A 20,787-nucleotide genomic window follows, 5' to 3' on the forward strand; every position below is an offset into this window, starting at 1 on the left:
AGATTGAAGAGATGTCCGTTCGTCGATTAGCACCGAAGGAAGTCCAGCCCGCGAGCTTTGCGTTCACGGAGGAGAACCTTGCGTTCGCCAGGCAGCAGATCGCGAAATATCCGGCCGGTCGGCAGGCTTCGGCCGTCATCGCCATCCTCTGGCGCGCGCAGGAGCAGAACGAGGGCTGGGTCTCGGAAGCCGCGATCCGCGTCATCGCCGACATGCTCGACATGCCCTACATCCGGGTGCTGGAGGTCGCGACCTTCTACACCATGTTCCAGCTCGCCCCCGTCGGGAAGAAGGCCCACGTCCAGGTCTGCGGCACCACGCCGTGCCGGCTGCGCGGCGCCGAGGATCTGATCCACGTCTGCGAGCACCGCATCCATCACGAGCCGTTCCATCTGTCCAAGGACGGCAATTTCAGCTGGGAAGAGGTGGAGTGCCTGGGCGCCTGCGTGAACGCGCCGATGGTGCTGATCGGCAAGGACACCTATGAGGACCTGACCAAGGAAAGCTTCGGCAAGGTGCTCGACGGCTTCGCCTCGGGCAATCCGCCCAAGCCCGGTCCGCAGAACGGCCGCCAGTTCTCGGCGCCGATCACCGGGCCGACCACATTGAAGGAGATCACCTGATGAGTGATCTCGTCGCAATCGGAGGGACCGAGGTCGTGAAGAAATGGGGCTTCGTCGCCATGCACGCCGCGATCGCGGCTTCCTTCATGTTCCTGCTGCAGCGTTTCTTCCTGAACGCGTCACAGGAGACCAGCTTGCTCTGGGCGCTGTTCTTCGCAGTCTGCGCCGCCGGACTTGCCTACAAGCAGTCCACTCGTTGATCGGAAAGCACTGACATGCTCGAGGACAAGGACCGCATCTTCAAGAACCTCTACGGCCTCCACGATTGGGGGCTCGAGGGCGCGCGGCGCCGGGGCGCCTGGGATGGCACCAAGGCCATCATCGACAAGGGCCGCGACTGGATCATCAACGAGATGAAGGCCTCGGGGCTGCGCGGCCGCGGCGGCGCCGGCTTCCCGACCGGCCTGAAATGGTCCTTCATGCCGAAGGAGTCCACCGATGGTCGTCCCAGCTATCTCGTCGTCAACGCCGACGAATCCGAGCCCGGCACCTGCAAGGATCGCGAGATCATGCGGCACGATCCGCATCTCCTCGTCGAGGGCTGCCTGATCGCCAGCTTCGCGATGAACGCGCATGCCTGCTACATCTATGTCCGCGGCGAGTTCATCCGCGAGCGCGAGCGCCTGCAGGCCGCGATCGACCAGGCCTATGAGGCCAAGCTGGTCGGCAAGGACAACGTCAACGGCTGGCCGTTCGATATCTACGTCGCGCACGGCGCCGGCGCCTATATCTGCGGCGAGGAAACCGCGCTGCTCGAAAGCCTCGAAGGCAAGAAGGGCCAGCCGCGCCTGAAGCCGCCGTTCCCGGCGAATGTCGGCCTGTTCGGCTGCCCGACCACCGTCAACAACGTCGAGTCCATCGCGGTTGCGCCGGACATCCTGCGCCGCGGCGCGGCCTGGTTCGCCGGCATCGGCCGCCCGAACAATGTCGGCACCAAGCTGTTCTGCATCTCCGGCCATGTCGAGCGACCCTGCAACGTCGAAGAGGCCATGGGCATTCCGTTCCGTGAGCTGATTGAGAAGCATTGCGGCGGCATCCGCGGCGGCTGGGACAATCTCAAGGCGGTGATCCCCGGCGGCTCGTCGGTGCGCATGGTGCCGGCCGAGCAGATCATCGACACGCCGATGGATTTCGACAGTCTGAGCAAGCTGCGCTCGGGCCTCGGCACCGCAGCCGTGATCGTGATGGACAAGTCGACCGATCTGATCCGCGCCATCGCCCGCATCTCCTATTTCTACAAGCACGAGAGCTGCGGCCAGTGCACGCCGTGCCGCGAGGGCACGGGGTGGATGTGGCGCGTCTTGACCCGCATGGCCGAGGGCCGCGCCCACAAGCGCGAGATCGACATGCTGCTCGAGGTGACCAAGCAGGTCGAAGGCCACACCATCTGCGCGCTGGGCGATGCGGCGGCGTGGCCGATCCAGGGCCTGATCGCGCATTTCCGTCACGAGATCGAAGCGCGCATCGACCAATATTCGCACAGGGCAGACATTGACGATATCGGCGTCCGCGATCCCGTGAACATGGTCGCGGCGGAGTAAGAGACATGACCAAGCTCATCATCGACGGCAAAGAGATCGATGTCCCGCCGGAGTACACGCTGCTTCAGGCGTGCGAGGCGGCCGGCGCCGAGATTCCGCGCTTCTGCTACCACGAGCGGCTGTCGATCGCCGGCAATTGCCGGATGTGCCTCGTCGAGGTGAAGGGTGGCCCGAAGCCGGTCGCGAGCTGCGCCTGGGGCGTGCGCGACTGCCGTCCGGGGCCCAAGGGTGAGCCGCCGGAAATCTCGACGCGTTCGCCGATGGTGAAGAAGGCGCGCGAAGGCGTGATGGAGTTCCTGCTCATCAACCATCCGCTGGACTGCCCGATCTGCGACCAGGGCGGCGAGTGCGACCTGCAGGACCAGGCGATGGGCTATGGCGTCGACACCAGCCGCTTCGCCGAGAACAAGCGCGCGGTCGAGGACAAGTATCTGGGCGCGCTGGTCAAGACCTCGATGAACCGCTGCATCCAGTGCACGCGCTGCGTCCGCTTCTCGGCGGAAGTCGCCGGTGCGCCCGAGATGGGTGCCACCGGCCGCGGCGAGGACATGGAGATCACGACCTATCTCGAGCACGCGCTGACCTCGGAGTTGCAGGGCAACCTCGTCGACATCTGCCCGGTCGGCGCCTTGACCTCGAAGCCCTATGCCTTCGCGGCGCGTCCGTGGGAGCTCGGCAAGACCCAGTCGATCGACGTGATGGACGGCGTGGGCTCTGCGATCCGCGTCGACACCCGCGGCCGCGAGGTGATGCGCATCCTGCCGCGCATCAACGAGGCCGTGAACGAGGAGTGGATCTCCGACAAGACCCGCCACGTCGTCGACGGACTGCGCACGCAGCGGCTCGACCGTCCCTATGTCCGTGAGGCCGGCAAGCTGCGCGCGGCGAGCTGGCAGGAAGCCTTTGCCGCGATCGCCGCCAAGGCGGCGCGCACCGACGGCAAGCGCATCGGCGCGATCGCCGGCGACCTCGCCGGTGTCGAGGAGATGTTCGCGCTGAAGGACCTGCTCGCCAAGTTCGGCTCCGGCAATCTGGCGGTGCAGGGCGGCGATGCCTTCGATCCCGCGCTCGGCCGCGGCTCCTATATCTTCAACCCGACGCTGGCGGGCGTGGAGCAGGCGGATGCGCTGCTCATCATCGGCGCCAATCCGCGGAAGGAAGCTGCCGTGTTCAACGCCCGCATCCGCAAGCGCTGGCGCGCCGGCGGCTTCAAGGTCGGCGTGATCGGCTCCAAAATCGATCTCACTTACGACTACGATCACCTCGGCGCGGGCACCGAGACGCTCGGTGAGCTTGCGGCCGGCAAGCACTCCTTCATGGACGTGCTGAAGAACGCCAAGAATCCGATCATCCTGGTCGGCGGAGGCGCCACCTCGCGCCACGACGGCGCCGCCATCCTCGCCGCCGCTGCCAAGCTCGCGCTCGACGTCGGCGCGCTCAAGGACGGCTGGAACGGCTTCGGCGTGCTGCATGAGTCCGCTTCGCGCGTCGGCGCGCTCGACATCGGCTTCTCCGCAACCGGCGGTGGGCTGAACGCCGCGCAGATGACGACCTTCGGCACGCTCGACCTGCTGTTCCTGCTGGGGGCCGACGAGATCAACGCGCCTGATGGCACCTTCGTCGTCTATATCGGCACCCATGGCGACCGCGGCGCGCACCGCGCCGACGTGATCCTGCCGGCGGCGGCCTACACCGAGAAGTCCGCGATCTATGTCAACACCGAGGGCCGCGTGCAGATGACGGGCCGGGCCGCGTTCCCGCCGGGCGAAGCCCGCGAGGACTGGGCGATCGTTCGCGCATTGTCCGAGGCGCTCGGCAAGAAGCTCGGCTACGACTCGCTCGCGCAGCTGCGCCAGGCGATCTTCAAGGCGGTGCCGCACCTGATCCGTCTCGACCAGATCGAGGCCGGCTCGGCCGACCAGATCAAGAAGCTGGCGGGGAAGGGCGGCTCGCCCGAGAAGGCGCCGTTCAAGCCGCTGGTCGAGGACTTCTATTTGACCAACCCAATCGCGCGTGCGTCCGCCGTGATGGCGGAATGCTCGCGCCTCGCCTCCGGGCACATGCTGACCGCAGCGGAGTGAGCGTGATCTGATGGAATTCTTCGAAAGCGCATTCTGGACCGGTTTCCTCTGGCCGCTGATCATCATGGTCGCGCAGAGCGTGTTGGTGCTCGTCGTCCTGTTGGTGGCGATCGCCTACATCCTGCTCGCCGACCGCAAGATCTGGGCGGCGGTGCAGATCCGGCGCGGCCCGAACGTGGTCGGCCCCTGGGGCCTGCTGCAATCCTTCGCCGACCTGCTCAAGTTCGTGCTGAAGGAGCCGATCATTCCGGCCGGCGCCAACAAGGGCGTGTTTCTTCTTGCTCCCTTGGTCTCATGCGTGCTCGCGCTCGCCGCCTGGGCCGTGATTCCGACCAATCTCGGCTGGGTGATCGCCGACATCAATGTCGGCATCCTCTTCATCTTCGCGATCTCGTCGCTGTCGATCTACGGCATCATCATGGCCGGCTGGTCGTCGAACTCGAAATATCCGTTCTTGGCCGCGCTGCGCTCGGCTGCGCAGATGGTCTCGTACGAAGTCTCGATCGGCTTCGTCATCATCACGGTGCTGCTCTGCGCCGGCACGCTGAACCTCACCGGCGTGGTCGAGGCCCAGCACGCGCGTGGTCTCGCCAGCCTGATCGGGCTGCCGCAGCTCACCATCCTGAACTGGTACGTCTGGCCGCTGTTCCCGATGTTCGTGGTGTTCTACGTCTCGGCGCTGGCGGAAACCAACCGTCCGCCCTTTGACCTCGTCGAAGCCGAATCCGAGCTCGTCGCCGGCTTCATGGTCGAATACGGCTCGACGCCGTACCTGCTGTTCATGCTCGGCGAGTATGTCGCGATCGTCACGATGTGCGCGCTGGCGACGATCCTGTTCCTCGGAGGCTGGCTGCCGCCGGTGGACCTGCCGCCCTTCAACTGGGTGCCGGGGATCATCTGGTTCTCGCTGAAACTGTTCTTCATGTTCTTCCTGTTCGCGATGGCGAAGGCGATTGTGCCCCGCTACCGCTACGATCAATTGATGCGCCTCGGCTGGAAGGTGTTCCTGCCGCTGTCGCTGGTGATGGTGATCGTGGTGGCCGGCGTGCTGCATTTCGCCGGCATCGCGCCGAAGTGAGGGCTTTCATGGGTATCAACATCAACGCCACTGCACGCTCGCTTCTGCTGTCGGAATTCGTCTCGGCGTTCTTCCTCGCCATGCGCTATTTCTTCCAGCCGAAGCCGACGCTGAACTATCCGTTCGAGAAGGGCCCGATCTCGCCGCGCTTTCGCGGCGAGCACGCGCTGCGCCGCTATCCGAACGGCGAAGAGCGCTGCATCGCCTGCAAACTGTGCGAGGCGGTCTGCCCGGCGCAGGCCATCACCATCGAAGCCGGACCGCGCCGCAACGACGGCACCCGCCGCACCGTGCGCTACGACATCGACATGGTGAAGTGCATCTATTGCGGCCTCTGCCAGGAGGCCTGTCCTGTGGACGCCATCGTCGAAGGCCCGAACTTCGAGTTCGCGACCGAGACCCGCGAGGAACTGTTCTATGACAAGGCCAAGCTGCTCGCCAACGGCGACCGCTGGGAACGCGAGATCGCGAAAGCGATCGAGCTCGACGCGCCGTACCGGTGAGGTGAGGGCATGATCCTTCCCGCGCTGTTCTTCTATCTCTTCGCCGGAATCTGCGTCGCCTCGGCGGTGATGGTGATTGTCTCGCGCAATCCCGTGCACTCCGTGCTGTACCTGATCCTGGCCTTCGTCAACGCCTCCGGCCTGTTCGTGCTGATGGGGGCCGAATTCCTCGGCATGATGCTGATCGTCGTCTATGTCGGCGCGGTCGCGGTGCTGTTCCTGTTCGTGATCATGATGCTCGACGTCGACTTCCTCGAGCTGCGCGAAGGCTTCATCGAGTACCTGCCGGTTGGCCTGGTGATCGGCGGCATCTTCCTGTTCGAGCTGCTGCTCACGGTCGGCTTCTGGGTCATCAATCCCGGCGTCTCCAAGACGATCACGGCGGCGATCCCGGCCAACGTCTCCAACACCGAGGCGCTCGGGCTCGTGCTCTATACGAAGTACATCCACTACTTCCAGCTCTCGGGCATGGTGCTGCTGGTCGCGATGATCGGCGCCATCGTGCTGACGCTGCGCCACAAGGCGAGCGTGAAGCGGCAGGACATCAACGTTCAGAACGCGCGCACGCCCGAGATGGCGATGGCGATGCGCAAGGTGGCGCCGGGGCAGGGGCTCTCGGATGCCGATGCGGCGGAGTGGGTGAAATGACGATCGGGCTCGGACATTATCTGGCGGTCGGCGCGATCCTGTTCACGCTCGGCATCCTCGGCATCTTCCTGAACCGCAAGAACATCATCGTCATCCTGATGTCGATCGAGCTGATCCTGCTCTCGGTCAACATCAACCTCGTGGCATTCTCGACCTTTCTCGGCGACATCGTCGGCCAGGTCTTCGCGCTGCTGGTGCTCACCGTCGCGGCGGCTGAAGCTGCGATCGGTCTTGCCATCCTGGTGGTCTATTTCCGCAACCGCGGCTCGATCGCGGTTGAGGACGTCAATCTGATGAAGGGCTGAGCTCTCAAATGGTTCAGGCAATCGTTTTCCTGCCTCTCTTGGGCGCCATTCTGGCCGGCCTGATCGCGCTCGTCGGCGCGCATGCCCGCAACCCCTCGGGTGACGAGCTCGATCATCACGGCGACCATGGACATGGCCACGGCGACGCTCACGCCTCGACGGCCCATGACGCCCATGCCCATGACGCCCATGCCCATGACGCCCATGGCCATGACGACCATGGCCACGACGATCACGCTCACGGCCCGGCCGAGCCGCCGGCCGCCGGCTCGCGCGCTGCGGAACTGATCACGACCGCGCTGCTGTTCGTCTCGGCCGCGCTGTCCTGGATGACGCTGGTCGATGTCGGATTCATGCACCATGACGCCCGCATTCAGCTGCTGCCCTGGATCTTCTCCGGCGACCTCCAGGTCTGGTGGACGCTGCGGGTCGACACGCTCACCGCCGTGATGCTGGTGGTGGTGACCACCGTGTCCTCGCTCGTGCACCTCTATTCCATCGGCTACATGGACGAGGACCCGAACCGGCCGCGCTTCTTCGGCTATCTCAGCCTGTTCACCTTCGCGATGCTGATGCTGGTGACGGCGGACAACCTGGTGCAGCTGTTCTTCGGCTGGGAAGGCGTCGGCCTCGCCAGCTACCTCTTGATCGGCTTCTGGTACCAGAAGCCGTCGGCGAACGCGGCCGCCATCAAGGCTTTCGTGGTCAACCGCGTCGGCGACTTCGGCTTCGCGCTCGGCATCTTCGCGGTCTTCATGCTGGTCGGCTCGACCGATTTCGAGACGATCTTCCATGCCGCACCCAGCCTCACCGGCAAGACCATCAACTTCCTCGGCTGGCACGCCGACGCGCTGACCCTGACCTGCCTGCTGCTGTTCATGGGCGCGATGGGCAAGTCGGCGCAGTTCCTGCTGCACACCTGGTTGCCGGACGCGATGGAAGGCCCGACCCCCGTGTCGGCGCTGATCCATGCCGCGACCATGGTCACCGCGGGCGTGTTCATGGTGGCGCGCCTGTCGCCGCTGTTCGAGCTCGCCCCGACCGCGCAGGCCGTCGTGATGTTCTTCGGTGCCACCACGGCGTTCTTCGCGGCCACGATCGGCCTCGTCCAGAACGACATCAAGCGCATCGTCGCCTATTCGACCTGCTCGCAGCTCGGCTACATGTTCGTGGCGATGGGAGCGGGGGCCTATTCGGTCGGCATGTTCCATCTGTTCACGCACGCCTTCTTCAAGGCGCTGCTGTTCCTAGGCTCCGGCTCGGTGATCTACGCGATGCACCACGAGCAGGACATCCGCAACATGGGCGGGCTCTGGAAGAAGATCCCCTATACCTATGCGGTGATGGTGGTCGGCACCCTGGCGCTGACCGGCTTCCCGCTCACCGCCGGCTACTTCTCCAAGGACGCCATCATCGAAGCGGCCTACGCCTCGCACAATCCGTTCGGGATGTACGGCTTCCTGATGACGATCGTCGCCGCCGGCCTGACCTCGTTCTACTCCTGGCGCCTGATCTTCAAGACCTTCCACGGCGAGCCGCATGACGAGCATCATTACGAGGCCGCGCATGAAGCTCCGCTCTGGATCCTGGTCCCGATCGGCGTGCTCGCGGTCGGCTCGTTCGTCGCGGGGTTCCCGTTCAAGGAGCTGTTCGCCGGTCACGGCGTCGAGGAGTTCTTCCGTGAGTCCGTGAAGATGAACCCGCATATCATCGAGGAGATGCACCACATCCCGCAGACCATCGCGTTCCTGCCGACGGTGATGATGGTGCTGGGCTTCCTGGTCTCGTACCTGTTCTACATCCGCCGGCCCTATCTGCCGGTCGAGCTCGCGAACACGCAGCCGATGCTGTACCAGTTCCTGCTCAACAAATGGTACTTCGACGAGCTCTACGACATCATCTTCGTGCGTCCGGCGAAGTGGCTCGGCTACCAGCTCTGGAAGAAGGGCGACGGCTTCGTCATCGACGGCTTCGGTCCCGACGGCGTCTCGGCGCGCGTGCTGGACGTCACCCGCAACGTCGTGAAGATCCAGACCGGCTATCTCTATCACTACGCGTTCGCCATGCTGATCGGTGCCGCCGGCCTGATCACCTGGTTCATGTTCGGCTTTGGAGGCCAGTAAATGACAACCTGGCCCATCCTTTCGGTCACGACGTTCCTGCCGCTGGTCGGCGCGCTGATCGTCTATCTCAGCCGCGGCGACGACGAGGCGGCCAAGCGCAATTCGCGCTGGATCGCGCTCTGGACCACGCTGATCACCTTCGCGGTGTCGGTGATCCTGGTCATGCGCTTCGACCCCGCCAATCCCGACTTCCAGTTCGTCGAGAAGGCGAACTGGCTCGCCACCGGCATCACCTACCACATGGGCGTCGACGGCATCTCGCTGCCGCTGGTGATCCTCACCACCGCCGTGATGCCGTTCTGCATCATCGCGAGCTGGAAGGCGATCACCAACCGCGTCCGCGAATACATGATGGCGTTCCTGATCCTGGAAACGCTGATGATCGGCACCTTCTCGGCGCTCGATCTCGTGCTGTTCTACCTGTTCTTCGAGGGCGGCCTGATCCCGATGTTCCTGATCATCGGCGTCTGGGGCGGCCCGCGCCGGGTCTACGCGTCGTTCAAGTTCTTCCTCTACACGCTGCTCGGCTCGGTCCTGATGCTACTCGCCATCATGGCGCTGTACTGGAACGGCGGCACCACCGACATCCCGACCCTGATGCACACCGCCGTGCCGCGGAACTTGCAGACCTGGGCGTGGCTGGCCTTCTTCGCCTCCTTCGCGGTGAAGATGCCGATGTGGCCGGTGCACACCTGGCTTCCGGACGCGCACGTCGAAGCGCCGACCGCGGGCTCGGTGGTGCTGGCCGCGATCCTGCTGAAGATGGGCGGCTACGGCTTCCTGCGCTTCTCGCTGCCGATGTTCCCGCTGGCCTCGCACGACTTCGCGCCGCTGGTGTTCACGCTCTCGGCCATCGCCATCATCTACACCTCGCTGGTGGCGCTGATGCAGGAGGACATGAAGAAGCTGATCGCGTACTCCTCGGTGGCGCATATGGGCTTCGTCACCATGGGCATCTTCGCTGGCACCATGCAGGGTGTCGCCGGTGGCGTGTTCCAGATGATCTCGCACGGCATCGTCTCCGGCGCGCTGTTCCTCTGCGTCGGCGTCGTCTACGACCGCCTGCACACCCGCGAGATCGCGGCCTATGGCGGCCTCGTCAACCGGATGCCGCTCTACGCGATGACGTTCATGGTCTTCACCATGGCCAATGTCGGTCTGCCCGGCACGAGCGGCTTCGTCGGCGAGTTCATGACGCTGCTCGGCACCTTCAAGGTCTCGATCCCGACGGCGTTCTTCGCCAGCTTCGGCGTGATCCTGTCGGCGGCCTATGCGCTGTGGCTCTACCGCAAGGTCGTGTTCGGGGCGCTGGCCAAGCCGTCGCTGGCGAGCATGAAGGATCTCACCTTGCGCGAGTGCGTGATCCTGTTCCCGATGATCGCGCTGACGATCCTGTTCGGCGTCTATCCGAAGCCGGTGCTCGACATGTCGGCCGCCTCGGTCCAGCAACTCGTCAACAACTACAACACCGCTGTGACGGCCATGAAGGCCGCCGCACTGCTCCAGTGATCGGGCAGGTCAGGATATCGCCATGAGCTTTGAGACTGCAGGTTATCAACTGGCGCCGGTGCTGCCCGAGCTCGTGCTCGCGGTCGGCGCGATGGCGCTTCTGATGCTGGGAGCCTATCGCGGGCAGGAGACGACCAGGACGGTCACATTGCTGTCGGTGGTGCTCCTGATCGTGGTCGGCGCGCTCGTCTACATGCAGCCCGCGGGCAAGCAGGTGACCTTCGGCGGCAGCTTCATCGCCGACGACTTTGCCCGCTTCATGAAGATCCTGGCCCTGATCGGCTCGGCGGTGACGCTGATCCTGTCGACCGAGTTCCTGTCCGACCCGTCGCGCCGCATCTTCGAATATTCGATCCTGGTGCTGCTCTCGACGCTCGGCATGATGGTGTTGATCTCGGCGGGCGATCTGATCTCGCTCTATCTCGGGCTCGAGCTGATGTCGCTGGCGCTCTACGTCGTGGCGGCCTCGAACCGCGACAACGCCAAGTCGACCGAAGCCGGCCTGAAGTACTTCGTGCTCGGCGCGCTGTCCTCGGGCATGCTGCTCTACGGTGCTTCGCTGATCTACGGCTTCACCGGCACGGTCAGCTTCGCAGGCATCGCCGCGGTCGCAACCGTCTCGAATGTCGGCCTTCTGTTCGGCCTGGTTTTCCTGCTCGTCGGCCTCTGCTTCAAGGTCTCGGCGGTGCCGTTCCACATGTGGACGCCCGACGTCTATGAGGGCGCGCCGACCCCGGTCACCGCCTTCTTCGCCTCGGCGCCGAAGGTGGCCGCGCTCGCCGTTTTCACCCGCGTCACGCTGACCGCATTCCCGGGCATCGTCTCGCAGTGGCAGCAGATCCTGGTGTTCGTCTCGATCGCCTCGATGGCGCTCGGCTCCTTCGCCGCGATCGGCCAGACCAACATCAAGCGCCTGATGGCCTATTCCTCGATCGGCCACATGGGCTTTGCCCTGGTCGGCCTTGCCTCCGGCACGGTCGAGGGTGCGCAGGGCGTCCTGATGTACATCGTGATCTATGTCGCGATGACGCTGGGCTCGTTCTCGATCATCCTCGCCATGCGCCGCAACGGCCAGGCCGTCGAGCAGATCAGCGATTTCGCCGGCCTGTCGCGGACCAATCCGCTGCTCGCCTTCGTGTTCGCGATGCTGCTGTTCTCGCTCGCCGGCATTCCGCCGCTCGCCGGCTTCTTCGCCAAATGGTACGTCTTCGTCGCCGCCATCAAGGCGAATTTGTTCACGCTCGCCGTCGTCGGCGTGCTGACCAGCGTGGTCGGCGCCTACTATTATCTCGCCATCGTCAAGACGATGTATTTCGACGAGCCGGCCGGACAGGTCGATCCGGTGCGCGTCGAGGTGAAGACGGTGCTGGCGGTTGCTGGCCTGTTCAACATCCTGTTCGCGCTGTTCGCAGGCCCCGTGGTGAGCGTCGCCTCGGCCGCGGCAAAGTCGCTGTTTTAGGATGGCTTTCGCGCTCGGTCCTCGCGCCTCATCCGCGGGCTACAAGCTCGCGGCATTCGAGCGGACCGGCTCGACCAATACCGAGGCGATCGAGCGCGCCAGGGCCGGCGAACGCGGCCCGATGTGGTTCGTCACGTCAGAGCAGACCGCCGGCCGCGGCCGCCGTCAGCGGCCCTGGATCGCGCCGCGCGGCAATCTCGCCGCCAGCGTCCTCGAAGTCCTGGACGTCGCGCCGGCAATTGCCGCCACCATCGGCTTTGCCGCCGGGCTGGCCGAGGAGGCCGCCCTGGAAAAGGTGAGCCTCGAGGCCGCGCTCCGGCTCGGCGAGGGCCGTCCCCGCTACGCACTGAAATGGCCCAATGACGTGCTGGCCAATGGCAAGAAGCTGGTCGGCATCGGCCTGGAGGCCGAGGCCGTCGGCGATCGCCTCGCCATCGTCGTCGGCATCGGCACCAATGTCGTCGCGGCGCCCGAGGGCACCCCGACGCCCGCGGTGTCGTTGGCCGCGCTCGGCGTCCAGATCAGTGCCGAGGAGCTGTTCACGGCGCTATCCGACACCTGGGTCGAGTTCCGCGGGATCTGGGACAATGGAAGCGGCTTTGCCGAGATCCGCCGGCTCTGGCTGGAGCGCGCCGCCGGCCTTGGCGAGCGGGTCGCGATCAACACGGGAACGATGACGCTGGACGGCATTTTTGACACCATCGACGACTCCGGGTGCCTGATCGTGCGCACCGAGGACGGCCGACGCCTGCCGGTGGCGGCAGGCGAGGTCTTCTTCGGCTCGGCCGCCTCCGTGGGAGCTGCATGATGGCGAAGCCCGAGGAACTGGTCTTTGCGCCGCTCGGCGGTGTCGGCGAGATCGGCATGAACCTGTCGATCTACGGCCTCGGCAACCGCCAGCAGCGCGCCTGGATGGCGGTCGATCTCGGCGTCTCCTTCGGCGACGAGGAGCATCTGCCGGGCATCGACCTGATCATGCCGGACATCTCCTTCCTGGAGAAGGAACGCAAGAACCTGATGGGTCTGGTGCTGACCCACGCCCATGAGGACCATTTCGGCGCCATTATCGACCTCTGGCCGAAGCTGAAATGCCCGATCTATGCGACGCAGTTCAGTGCCGCGCTGTTCGAGGCCAAATGCGCCGCCGAGCGCAACGCGCCGAAGATCCCGGTGACGGTGGTGCCGTCGGGCGGGCGCATCGACGTCGGTCCGTTCAACGTCGAATTCATCCCCGTCGCCCATTCGATTCCCGAAGCGCACGCGCTGGCGATCCACACCTCGGCCGGCACGGTGCTGCACACCGGCGACTGGAAGATCGATCCGACCCCGACGCTCGGGGCTCCCACCGACGAGAAGCGACTGCGCGAGCTCGGCGAGGAGGGGCTGCTCGCCTTGATCGGCGATTCCACCAACGCGGTGCGCGACGGCCGCTCGCCCTCGGAAGCCGAGGTCGCACGGACCATCATCGACCTCGTGAAATCGGCCAAGGGCCGCGTCGCCGTGACGACCTTCGCCTCCAACGTCGCGCGCATCAAGGCGGTGGCCGCCGCCGCCAAGGCCGCGGACCGCGAGGTCGTCGTGGTCGGCCGCGCCATGGAGCGCGTGGTGCAGGTGGCGCGCGAGACCGGCTATCTCGACGGCGTGCAGAATTTCCGCTCGCCCGAGGTCTACGGCCATCTGCCGCAGGACAAGGTGCTGGCGCTGTGCACCGGCAGCCAGGGCGAGCCGCGCGCCGCGCTGGCGCGGATCGCCAATGACGACCATCCCGAGATCACGCTCAACCGCGGCGACAGCGTCATCTTCTCCTCGCGCACCATTCCCGGCAACGAGAAGGCCGTCAGCTCGATCGTCAACAATCTGGTGCTGCAGGGCGTCGAGATCATCACCGACCGCGACGCGCTGGTTCACGTCTCCGGTCATCCCCGCCGCGACGAATTGCGCGACCTGATCGCCTGGACCAGGCCGCAGCTCCTGATCCCCGTCCATGGCGAGGCCCTGCATCTGCACGAGCACGCCAAGCTGGCGCGGGCCGCCGGCGTGCCGCGCGTGCTGGTCTGCCGCAACGGCGACCTCGTCAAGCTCGGCCCCGGCGATCCCGGCATCGTCGGCGAGGTGCCGTCGGGGCGTCTCTACAAGGACGGCACGATCTTGGAGGATTCCAAGTCCCGCGCCGTGGTCGAGCGGCGGCGCATGGCCTTCTCCGGCTGCGCCTTCGTCGCCATTGCCATGACCGAGCAGGGGGAGCTCGCCGACGATCCCGAGGTCGACCTGGTCGGAATCCCCGAGAAGAACCGGGCGGGCGAGCCGTTCGACGACATCGTCTTCGACGCCGTGATGTCGACCATCGAGGGCCTGCCGAAGGCGCGCCGCCGCGATGCGGATGCGCTGGCCGAGTCGGTGCGACGCGCCGTCCGGGCCGTCATCAACGAACATTGGGGCAAGAAGCCCCCCTGTCTGGTACACGTGCTGACAGTCTAACGGGAGAGAACCATGCTGGGCCGGCTCAACCATGTCGCGATCGCGACCAAGGATGCCGTTAAGGCGGCCAGGATCTACGGCGCCGCGTTCGGCGCCCAGATCTCGGACGCCGTGCCGCTGCCGGAGCACGGCGTCATCACCGTATTCGCGACGCTGCCCAACACCAAGATCGAGTTCATCGAGCCGCTCGGCGAGGCCTCGCCGATCGCGAAATTCGTCGAGCGCAACCCCGACGGCGGCATCCACCACGTCTGCTATGAGGTGGTCGACATCATCGCCTCGCGCGACACGCTGGTGAAGGAGGGGGCAAGGGTGCTCGGCGACGGCGTGCCGAAGATCGGCGCCCATGGCAAGCCGGTGCTGTTCCTGCATCCGAAGGACTTTTCCGGCGCGTTGGTCGAAATCGAGCAGGCATAAGCCCGTCCCATGGCCATCCAGATATCGACCGCGATCGCGATCTACTTCGTCATCTGGTGGGTCGCGCTGTTCGTGACGCTGCCGTTCGGCGTGCGCAGCCAGCACGAGGACGGCGTCGGCGCGCCCGGCACCGATCCCGGCGCCCCGATCCTGACCCGGATGGGCCGCAAGCTGATCTGGACCACGATCATCTCGGCCATTATCTACGGCCTCGGCATGCTCGCCTATAACGCCGGCTATCTCTCGATCGAGCGCCTGTCGAAGCTGATGGGCATGCCGTTCTAGGTCTATCTGCGTGCGGCCCATCCTTCGAGACGCCCGCCTTGGGCGGGCTCCTCAGGATGAGGACGGAGTGCGCGGCCGCAGTTTCAACGGGCGGCGATGTCCGTTAGCCTCATCCTGAGGAGACCGCGAAGCGGTCGTCTCGAAGGACGAGGCGCTTGCTTCATCTCGCCGCGTGCTTAGAATTTTTCGCTTGGCGCATTGTTCGGGGGGACACAAATGACTTTTCAACGCATCGTCGTCGCGCTGCTGGTGCTGATCGTCGCCGGCCTCGGCGCCATCGGCTATGTCGAGTGGAAGATGGCCGTGCAGGTGCGAACGCTGAAGGCGTTCGTCGAGGGCTACGTCTTCAACGAAGCGGTGATGGCCTGCGAGCAGGCCAAGAGCTCGACACCGTTCAAATGGAACGGCGGCAAGAGCACCTCGGTGATCGGCCTGAACTCGGTCAAGCTCGACAAATACAACGTCAGCGCCAGCTACACGCTGGTCGCAGATCTCGTTTATTGTGATTACGATCCGATCAAGAGAAAGGCCGAGATCGGCTCGAGCTTCCTGGAGCGGGAGTAATTGTCCAGTGTCCTGCGTGAGCTCGGCGCAGAACTGCGCAGTTCCTGATGCGAGTGCGCAGCCTCGTCGCACTTTCGCGCAAGACGATCAAATCGTACGGCGTTGGCGGCCCGCGATCATTCCGTAGACGAGCAGCACGATGATCGCGCCAACGACCGCGCCGATCAATCCTGCTCCTTCTTCGGGACGATACCAGCCGAGGGCCTGGCCGAGGTAGGTCGCAACGAATGCGCCCACGATGCCGAGGATGGTCGTCAGGATGAAGCCGGACGGCTCGTTGTCCCCGGGCATGATGAATTTGGCGATGACGCCGGCGACGAAGCCGATGATGATCGTCCAGAGAATGCTCATTTCAAACCTCTTCGAGTTAGGCAGCGGCAGTTAAGCCTGCGGCAGGCGCCCGTCCGGTGTGTACTTGTCGATCGCCGACGGCAATTCCCGGGACAGCCTTGCGAGGATCTCGTCTTGAGAGAGCCCCGTCTGCTGTTCGAGCTTCTCGAGCACGTCGGCGCCAACGGCGGTTTTCAGCTCAGGCGGCGCAATCTCCTTGTTGGGGCCGGGCTTTACCCAGGAGTCGGCTACCTCGCCCCGTCCATTCTGGTTAAACCTTTCCAGGAGCTCGCCAATTCCTCCATTGAGCAGCCCCCCGATGCCGCCCGCGCCGAGCATGCCGCCCAAATTGCCCAGCATTCCCCCAAGCGGCTCCTGAGCACTCCCGCCGGCGGGCCCTCCGCCCGCAGACCCTGCGCCTGAACCCTTCAGCAGTTCGGCCAGCTTGTCGCGGTTTTGATAGCCAGCTATGGCCAGCATCGCCAGAAGGGCAGTCATGGAAGGCATTCCGCGCGCCATTGGCGTCTCCTTGAGATCCGGGATCCGAGAAGAGCGAAACTGTCTCGACAGGCCAGAGTTCCCGAGATCGCATATGATCAGTCGCGGCGAAGCGTCTCGCTGCCGTGAGGGAGAGAAGCAACGACGGGGTGGGGCTGGCCGGGGTTGGCGGCAGGAGGTAGTAAATCCGATCTCAGCTCGACCCCGGCGGAGCCGGACGATCTCAGGACCAAGCGCCGCGCGAGAACGCAAATGCCGTCATCGGAAGCCGCCGACCGGATCATCGATCTCTACCAGCGCCAGGCCTCCGACTGGATCGAGAAGCGCGCCCAAAGCCATCTGTTCGAGCGAGCCTGGCTCGACCGCTTTCGCGCGCTGCTGCCTCCCGCCGGCCCGGTCCTCGATTTGGGCTGTGGCTCCGCCATGCCGATCGCCGGATATCTGATCGGTCTTGGTCACCCCGTCGCGGGCGTGGATTCCGCCCCGGCGATGATCGCGGAGTGCCGACGTCGTTTCCCGCAGCAGGAGTGGAGCGTCGGCGACATGCGCCAGGTTGCGTTGGGGCGACGGTTTAGCGGCATCCTGGCCTGGGACAGCTTCTTTCATCTGTCCTACGAGGACCAGCGCCGCATGTTCCCGATCTTTCGCGAGCATGCCGCGCCGGATGCGGCGCTGATGTTCACGAGCGGTCCCGCGCACGGCGAGGCGATCGGACAATTCGGCGGCGAGCCGCTGTATCATGCGAGCCTGGATGCCAGCGAATATCGGTCGCTCCTGGGCCGGAACGGCTTCCGCGTCGTGTCGCATGTCGCCGACGATGGCGATTGCGGCGGCCACACCATCTGGCTTGCACAGCGCATCGAGACGCTCGGTTCAGTCGAATGATCGTGGCGATAGGCGCCAGCGCGCTTTGTGGCTATGATGATCCGAAAAGAAGGCCGGCTCAAATCCTGACATGGGAGTGAACAGCTGCTCCCGCCGGCATAGTGGGGGAGACCGGCATGAGTTCAGCGCCTCGACCGTTGGCCGATCCGCGGCGGCAGGATTATCGAATTCTCCATGAAGCCGATTTGCGGGATTACATTGCGGAAGTTTTCGATGTCGCGGCCCGGCTGGGCGGCGAGCCGGCGTCCTGGACCATCACCGAGGTCGGCGACGGCAATCTCAACCTCGTCTTCATCGTCAAGGGCTCGCGCGGCGGCATCGCCGTGAAGCAGGCGCTGCCCTATGTCCGCCTCGTCGGCGAAAGCTGGCCGCTGCCGCTGTCGCGGGCCCATTACGAATATCTGGCGCTGTCGAAGCAGGCCCAGCTCGCGCCCGGCCTCGTGCCGGCTTTGCTGCATCACAACGAGGATCTGGCGCTGACGGTGATGGAGCTGCTCGAGCCCCATATCATCATGCGCAAGGGGCTGGTTGCCGGCACGCGATATCCCGGCTTCGTCGGCGACATCACTACGTTCATGGCGCGAACGCTGTTCTTCACCTCCGACCTCGCGCTGTCCGCGGCCGAGAAGAAGGAGGGCATCGCGGCTTTCGCCGGCAACCACGCGCTGTGCAAGATCACCGAGGATTTGATCTTCACCGATCCCTACCGTATCGCCGAGCAGAACCGCTGGACCGCGCCCTATCTCGATGACCTCGCCGCTGAGCTGCGCGACGACATGGAGCTGCACGTCGCGATCTCCCGGCTGAAGCTGAAGTTCATGGCAAGCCCGGAAGCGCTGCTGCACGGCGACCTCCACACCGGATCGATCATGGTCACGGAGAGCGAGATGCGGGTGATCGATCCCGAATTCGCATTCTACGGCCCGATGGGCTTCGACGTCGGCGCCGTGCTCGCCAACCTCCTGATGGCCTATTTCGCCTCCGCCGGCCACGAGCGCGCGCCGGGCGGGCGGGCCGCGTTCGAGGCCTGGGTCCTGGAGACGGTCGAGCAAGTCTGGAGCGAGTTCGCCCGCAAATTCCTCGAGCTCTGGCGCGCCGGCGCGGCAGGCGACACCTATCCCGCCTCGCTGTTCGCCGGAGAGAAGGGCGCCGCGCGCCTGGAGGCCGAGCGGCAGGCCTATATGCAACGCCTGTTCGCCGACACGATCGGCTTCGCCGCCGCAAAGATCATCCGCCGCATCTTCGGCCTCGCCCACAACATCGATTTCGAGCTGATCGAGGATCCGAAGACGCGCGCCATCAGCGAAGCGCGCGCGGTGCGGCTGGCGCGCATCATGATGGTGGAGACGCCGACGTTCCGGACGATCGCCGACGTTACGGGTGCCGCGCGAAAGCTGCGGCACTGGATGCCGGAATTGTCGGGCTGATGACGTCGCGAAGGGCCGTGCCGCACACTCCGTCGTTGCGAGGAGCCCTTGCAACGAAGCAATCCAGACCGTCGCCGCGCAAAGGCTCTGGGTTGCTTCCGCCGTCGCCAAGGCTTCGGCGGACAAGTCGTTGCGCAGGCAATGTCGGAAAGAGCCCCGGCGGCCGCCGAAACGGTCCGCAAAGGGAAGGGGGCGTCGGCTGCCGGATGACGCACTGCGTCAATGCGGATTGCATCGCTGCGGGGATGCAACCCCATCCTCGGGATCTCCGCCGAAGCCCCACCTCCAGGAACAGGCATTGGTCTCCAGCAAAAACGAAGCTTGCATTCGATGGGCTGCGAATGATCAAATCTCTGATCGGCATCGACCTGCGTTGTTGGGGGACACATGATGTTCAGGATGATCGCAATCATCGCGGGGATGGGGCTGGCGCTCGCCGCAACGGCGGAGGCCCAGACGCCGCGCAAGGGCGGAACCATCCGCATGACGGCGCCCTACGGCTCGAGCTTCACCAGCCTCGACATTCACACCACGCAACGCGCCCAGGACGAGATTTACGCCAAGGCGCTGCATCGCTCGCTCTACATCTGGAATTCAGCGGAGGGCAAGCCGGTTCTGGAACTCGCCAAGGAGGATGTGGTCTCCGGCCGCGGCCTGATTCACACCTTCAAGCTGCGCGACGACGCTTATTTCCACAATGGCCGCAAGATGACGGCCGACGACGTCATCTGGTCCTATAATCGCATCATGGACGGCACCAAGGCCTATCCCGGAGCGCGCTTCGTCCGCGTCATCGAGGGCGCCGCCGCGGTCGAGAAGGGCCAGGCCAAGGAAATCTCGGGCCTGAAGAAGATCGACGATTTCACCATCGAGATGAAGCTGACCGAGAAGGTCGATCCGGGCTTCTACTTCTTCACCGCGCTGACTTCGATCTATCCTGCCGACGAGGGCGCCAAGGAGAGCTTCATCCAAAAGCCAATCGGCCTCGGACCGTTCAAGTTCGTCGAGCACGTGCCGGGGTCGCGCATCGTCCTGGAGCGGTGGGACCGGTTCTACAAGCCCGGCAAGCCCTACGCCGACAAGGTCATCGTGTCGATCATGGCCGACGCCGCAGCGCGCGACGTCGCCTTCCGCAACAAGGAGATCGACACCTCGGTGCTGGGACCTGCGCAATATGTCGCCTATCAGTCCGACGCCGCCCTCAAGGGCACCATCGTCGAGGTCGCCGAGGTCTTCACCCGCTACATGGGCATGAATCCCTCCTTCAAGCCGTTCTCCGACAAGCGCGTGCGGCAGGCGATCAATTACGCGATCGATACCGATCTGATCATCAACAAGCTGGTCAAGGGCAAGGCCTATCGCGCCACCAGCTGGCTGCCGCTGACCTCGCCCGCCTACGACAAGGCCATGAAGCCTTACCCCTACGACCCCGCCAAGGCCAAGCAGTTGCTCGCCGAGGCCGGCTATCCCCAAGGCTTCGAGTTCGAATGGACCGCCAGCCAGAATGAAAGCTGGGGCCTGCCGATCGTGTCGGCGGTGATCCCGATGCTGGACAAGGTCGGCATCAAGGCCAAGGTCAAGCAGGTCGAGACCGCCGTGCTGGCGGAGGTGGTTCGCACCGGCGACTACCAGGCCTTCATCTATTCCCAGGCCAGCGGGCCGGATCCGCTGGCCGCCCTCAAATGCTTCCACTCGTCGACGCCGCAACCGGCCTGCAACTACATGACCTACAAGAATGCCGATTTCGACAAGCTCGTCGATCAGGCAGGGCAGGCCGACGACGTCGCAAAGCGCAGCGAATTGCTGCAAAAGGCCAATGCGCTGCTCTACGAGGAGGCTCCGGTCTGGTTCTTCAACTACAACAAGGCGGTCATGGCGGTGCAGCCGTGGCTGAAGGGGATCCAGCTGAACGCGACGGAGCTGACCCATCAGAACGTCGAGGATCTCTGGGTCGACGAGACCTCGCCCGCGAAGTGACGAACGCTCGCGCGCTCCCTCCATCGCCTCAAGCGATGGAGGGAGAGAGGAATAGT

21 protein-coding genes are annotated in these 20,787 nt (G+C 64.9%); 19 read left to right on the plus strand and 2 right to left on the minus strand.

All coding sequences use genetic code 11. The annotated features are described in order from the left end of the window. Positions 1-11 precede the first annotated feature (11 nt). From nuoE to WI560_RS14060, 16 genes are all read left to right on the plus strand, one after another. On the plus strand, positions 12-623 hold the full coding sequence (gene nuoE / locus WI560_RS13985) for an NADH-quinone oxidoreductase subunit NuoE (protein WP_091885987.1): 612 nt from the start codon (positions 12-14) through the stop codon (positions 621-623). Further along, a complete protein-coding gene (locus WI560_RS13990) occupies positions 623-823 on the plus strand; it encodes a hypothetical protein (RefSeq protein ID WP_375308457.1) in 201 nt (66 codons plus the stop codon). Before nuoE ends, WI560_RS13990 begins: the two co-directional genes overlap by 1 nt. Positions 824-838: 15 nt before the next feature. Beyond that, a complete protein-coding gene (gene nuoF / locus WI560_RS13995) occupies positions 839-2,164 on the plus strand; it encodes an NADH-quinone oxidoreductase subunit NuoF (protein ID WP_028136070.1) in 1,326 nt (441 codons plus the stop codon). Between the two features lie 5 nt (positions 2,165-2,169). After that, positions 2,170-4,245 (plus strand): NADH-quinone oxidoreductase subunit NuoG, encoded by a 2,076-nt coding sequence (nuoG, locus tag WI560_RS14000; RefSeq protein ID WP_375308458.1) that lies wholly within the window; start codon positions 2,170-2,172, stop codon positions 4,243-4,245. Positions 4,246-4,255: 10 nt separating this feature from the next. After that, the gene (gene nuoH, locus WI560_RS14005; protein ID WP_257180028.1) at positions 4,256-5,323 is read left to right on the plus strand and encodes an NADH-quinone oxidoreductase subunit NuoH; all 1,068 of its coding nucleotides are present in this window, start codon (positions 4,256-4,258) and stop codon (positions 5,321-5,323) included. Positions 5,324-5,337: 14 nt separating this feature from the next. Then, complete coding sequence (gene nuoI, locus WI560_RS14010) at positions 5,338-5,826, plus strand: NADH-quinone oxidoreductase subunit NuoI (RefSeq protein WP_026232873.1); 489 nt, start codon at positions 5,338-5,340, stop codon at positions 5,824-5,826. Positions 5,827-5,835: 9 nt separating this feature from the next. After that, positions 5,836-6,474 (plus strand): NADH-quinone oxidoreductase subunit J, encoded by a 639-nt coding sequence (locus WI560_RS14015; RefSeq protein WP_028136073.1) that lies wholly within the window; start codon positions 5,836-5,838, stop codon positions 6,472-6,474. Then, on the plus strand, positions 6,471-6,779 hold the full coding sequence (nuoK, locus tag WI560_RS14020) for an NADH-quinone oxidoreductase subunit NuoK (RefSeq protein WP_008547737.1): 309 nt from the start codon (positions 6,471-6,473) through the stop codon (positions 6,777-6,779). The genes WI560_RS14015 and nuoK overlap by 4 nt, the downstream gene beginning before the upstream one ends. Before the next feature lie 8 nt (positions 6,780-6,787). Then, positions 6,788-8,902, plus strand: coding sequence for an NADH-quinone oxidoreductase subunit L (nuoL, locus tag WI560_RS14025; RefSeq protein WP_375308459.1), 2,115 nt, complete (start codon positions 6,788-6,790; stop codon positions 8,900-8,902). Further along, positions 8,903-10,411 carry an NADH-quinone oxidoreductase subunit M gene (locus WI560_RS14030; RefSeq protein ID WP_375308460.1) on the plus strand — a complete coding sequence of 503 codons (1,509 nt, stop codon included), beginning with the start codon at positions 8,903-8,905 and terminating at the stop codon, positions 10,409-10,411. It begins immediately after the preceding gene. 22 nt (positions 10,412-10,433) lie between these two features. Beyond that, on the plus strand, positions 10,434-11,870 hold the full coding sequence (gene nuoN / locus WI560_RS14035; RefSeq protein WP_375308461.1) for an NADH-quinone oxidoreductase subunit NuoN: 1,437 nt from the start codon (positions 10,434-10,436) through the stop codon (positions 11,868-11,870). 1 nt (position 11,871) lies between these two features. Further along, complete coding sequence (locus WI560_RS14040) at positions 11,872-12,678, plus strand: biotin--[acetyl-CoA-carboxylase] ligase (protein ID WP_375308462.1); 807 nt, start codon at positions 11,872-11,874, stop codon at positions 12,676-12,678. After that, positions 12,678-14,348, plus strand: a complete 1,671-nt coding sequence (locus WI560_RS14045) for a ribonuclease J (protein ID WP_375308837.1) — start codon at positions 12,678-12,680, stop codon at positions 14,346-14,348. Before WI560_RS14040 ends, WI560_RS14045 begins: the two co-directional genes overlap by 1 nt. A 12-nt stretch (positions 14,349-14,360) precedes the next feature. Continuing rightward, the gene (gene mce / locus WI560_RS14050; protein ID WP_028136079.1) at positions 14,361-14,765 is read left to right on the plus strand and encodes a methylmalonyl-CoA epimerase; all 405 of its coding nucleotides are present in this window, start codon (positions 14,361-14,363) and stop codon (positions 14,763-14,765) included. A gap of 9 nt (positions 14,766-14,774) precedes the next feature. Further along, positions 14,775-15,050 (plus strand): DUF1467 family protein, encoded by a 276-nt coding sequence (locus WI560_RS14055; RefSeq protein WP_028136080.1) that lies wholly within the window; start codon positions 14,775-14,777, stop codon positions 15,048-15,050. Between the two features lie 216 nt (positions 15,051-15,266). After that, positions 15,267-15,614: a hypothetical protein gene (locus tag WI560_RS14060; RefSeq protein ID WP_028136081.1), complete on the plus strand. Its 348-nt coding sequence runs from the start codon at positions 15,267-15,269 to the stop codon at positions 15,612-15,614. An 87-nt stretch (positions 15,615-15,701) separates the two neighbouring features. Here WI560_RS14060 and WI560_RS14065 read toward each other — a convergent pair whose 3' ends face one another. Together WI560_RS14065 and WI560_RS14070 are read right to left on the minus strand one after the other, a co-directional pair. Beyond that, positions 15,702-15,965, minus strand: a complete 264-nt coding sequence (locus WI560_RS14065; protein ID WP_257180018.1) for a GlsB/YeaQ/YmgE family stress response membrane protein — start codon at positions 15,963-15,965, stop codon at positions 15,702-15,704. A 30-nt stretch (positions 15,966-15,995) separates the two neighbouring features. Next, positions 15,996-16,463 (minus strand): YidB family protein, encoded by a 468-nt coding sequence (locus WI560_RS14070; protein ID WP_375308463.1) that lies wholly within the window; start codon positions 16,461-16,463, stop codon positions 15,996-15,998. Positions 16,464-16,694: 231 nt separating this feature from the next. Between WI560_RS14070 and WI560_RS14075 the strand changes: the two genes are divergently transcribed. The 3 genes from WI560_RS14075 (at position 16,695) to WI560_RS14085 (ending at position 20,731) form a co-directional block, all read left to right on the plus strand. Then, positions 16,695-17,327 carry a class I SAM-dependent methyltransferase gene (locus WI560_RS14075; protein WP_375308464.1) on the plus strand — a complete coding sequence of 211 codons (633 nt, stop codon included), beginning with the start codon at positions 16,695-16,697 and terminating at the stop codon, positions 17,325-17,327. Between the two features lie 116 nt (positions 17,328-17,443). Beyond that, positions 17,444-18,754: an S-methyl-5-thioribose kinase gene (gene mtnK, locus WI560_RS14080; protein WP_375308465.1), complete on the plus strand. Its 1,311-nt coding sequence runs from the start codon at positions 17,444-17,446 to the stop codon at positions 18,752-18,754. A gap of 387 nt (positions 18,755-19,141) precedes the next feature. After that, complete coding sequence (locus WI560_RS14085; protein ID WP_375308466.1) at positions 19,142-20,731, plus strand: ABC transporter substrate-binding protein; 1,590 nt, start codon at positions 19,142-19,144, stop codon at positions 20,729-20,731. Positions 20,732-20,787: the final 56 nt, after the last annotated feature.

This window comes from Bradyrhizobium sp. A11 (assembly GCF_042077125.1).
GTDB classification, from domain to species: Bacteria; Pseudomonadota; Alphaproteobacteria; order Rhizobiales; family Xanthobacteraceae; genus Bradyrhizobium; species Bradyrhizobium japonicum_B.

What these genes read in the sequence shown, in the direction of transcription:
- nuoE (WP_091885987.1), top strand. Translation starts at nt 12, where the DNA reads ATGTCCGTTCGTCGATTAGCACCGAAGGAAGTCCAGCCCGCGAGCTTT.
- WI560_RS13990 (WP_375308457.1), top strand. Translation starts at nt 623, where the DNA reads ATGAGTGATCTCGTCGCAATCGGAGGGACCGAGGTCGTGAAGAAATGG.
- nuoF (WP_028136070.1), top strand. Translation starts at nt 839, where the DNA reads ATGCTCGAGGACAAGGACCGCATCTTCAAGAACCTCTACGGCCTCCAC.
- nuoG (WP_375308458.1), top strand. Translation starts at nt 2,170, where the DNA reads ATGACCAAGCTCATCATCGACGGCAAAGAGATCGATGTCCCGCCGGAG.
- nuoH (WP_257180028.1), top strand. Translation starts at nt 4,256, where the DNA reads ATGGAATTCTTCGAAAGCGCATTCTGGACCGGTTTCCTCTGGCCGCTG.
- WI560_RS14015 (WP_028136073.1), top strand. Translation starts at nt 5,836, where the DNA reads ATGATCCTTCCCGCGCTGTTCTTCTATCTCTTCGCCGGAATCTGCGTC.
- nuoK (WP_008547737.1), top strand. Translation starts at nt 6,471, where the DNA reads ATGACGATCGGGCTCGGACATTATCTGGCGGTCGGCGCGATCCTGTTC.
- nuoL (WP_375308459.1), top strand. Translation starts at nt 6,788, where the DNA reads ATGGTTCAGGCAATCGTTTTCCTGCCTCTCTTGGGCGCCATTCTGGCC.
- WI560_RS14030 (WP_375308460.1), top strand. Translation starts at nt 8,903, where the DNA reads ATGACAACCTGGCCCATCCTTTCGGTCACGACGTTCCTGCCGCTGGTC.
- nuoN (WP_375308461.1), top strand. Translation starts at nt 10,434, where the DNA reads ATGAGCTTTGAGACTGCAGGTTATCAACTGGCGCCGGTGCTGCCCGAG.
- WI560_RS14040 (WP_375308462.1), top strand. Translation starts at nt 11,872, where the DNA reads ATGGCTTTCGCGCTCGGTCCTCGCGCCTCATCCGCGGGCTACAAGCTC.
- WI560_RS14045 (WP_375308837.1), top strand. Translation starts at nt 12,678, where the DNA reads ATGGCGAAGCCCGAGGAACTGGTCTTTGCGCCGCTCGGCGGTGTCGGC.
- mce (WP_028136079.1), top strand. Translation starts at nt 14,361, where the DNA reads ATGCTGGGCCGGCTCAACCATGTCGCGATCGCGACCAAGGATGCCGTT.
- WI560_RS14055 (WP_028136080.1), top strand. Translation starts at nt 14,775, where the DNA reads ATGGCCATCCAGATATCGACCGCGATCGCGATCTACTTCGTCATCTGG.
- WI560_RS14060 (WP_028136081.1), top strand. Translation starts at nt 15,267, where the DNA reads ATGACTTTTCAACGCATCGTCGTCGCGCTGCTGGTGCTGATCGTCGCC.
- WI560_RS14065 (WP_257180018.1), bottom strand. Translation starts at nt 15,965, where the DNA reads ATGAGCATTCTCTGGACGATCATCATCGGCTTCGTCGCCGGCGTCATC.
- WI560_RS14070 (WP_375308463.1), bottom strand. Translation starts at nt 16,463, where the DNA reads ATGGCGCGCGGAATGCCTTCCATGACTGCCCTTCTGGCGATGCTGGCC.
- WI560_RS14075 (WP_375308464.1), top strand. Translation starts at nt 16,695, where the DNA reads ATGCCGTCATCGGAAGCCGCCGACCGGATCATCGATCTCTACCAGCGC.
- mtnK (WP_375308465.1), top strand. Translation starts at nt 17,444, where the DNA reads ATGAGTTCAGCGCCTCGACCGTTGGCCGATCCGCGGCGGCAGGATTAT.
- WI560_RS14085 (WP_375308466.1), top strand. Translation starts at nt 19,142, where the DNA reads ATGATGTTCAGGATGATCGCAATCATCGCGGGGATGGGGCTGGCGCTC.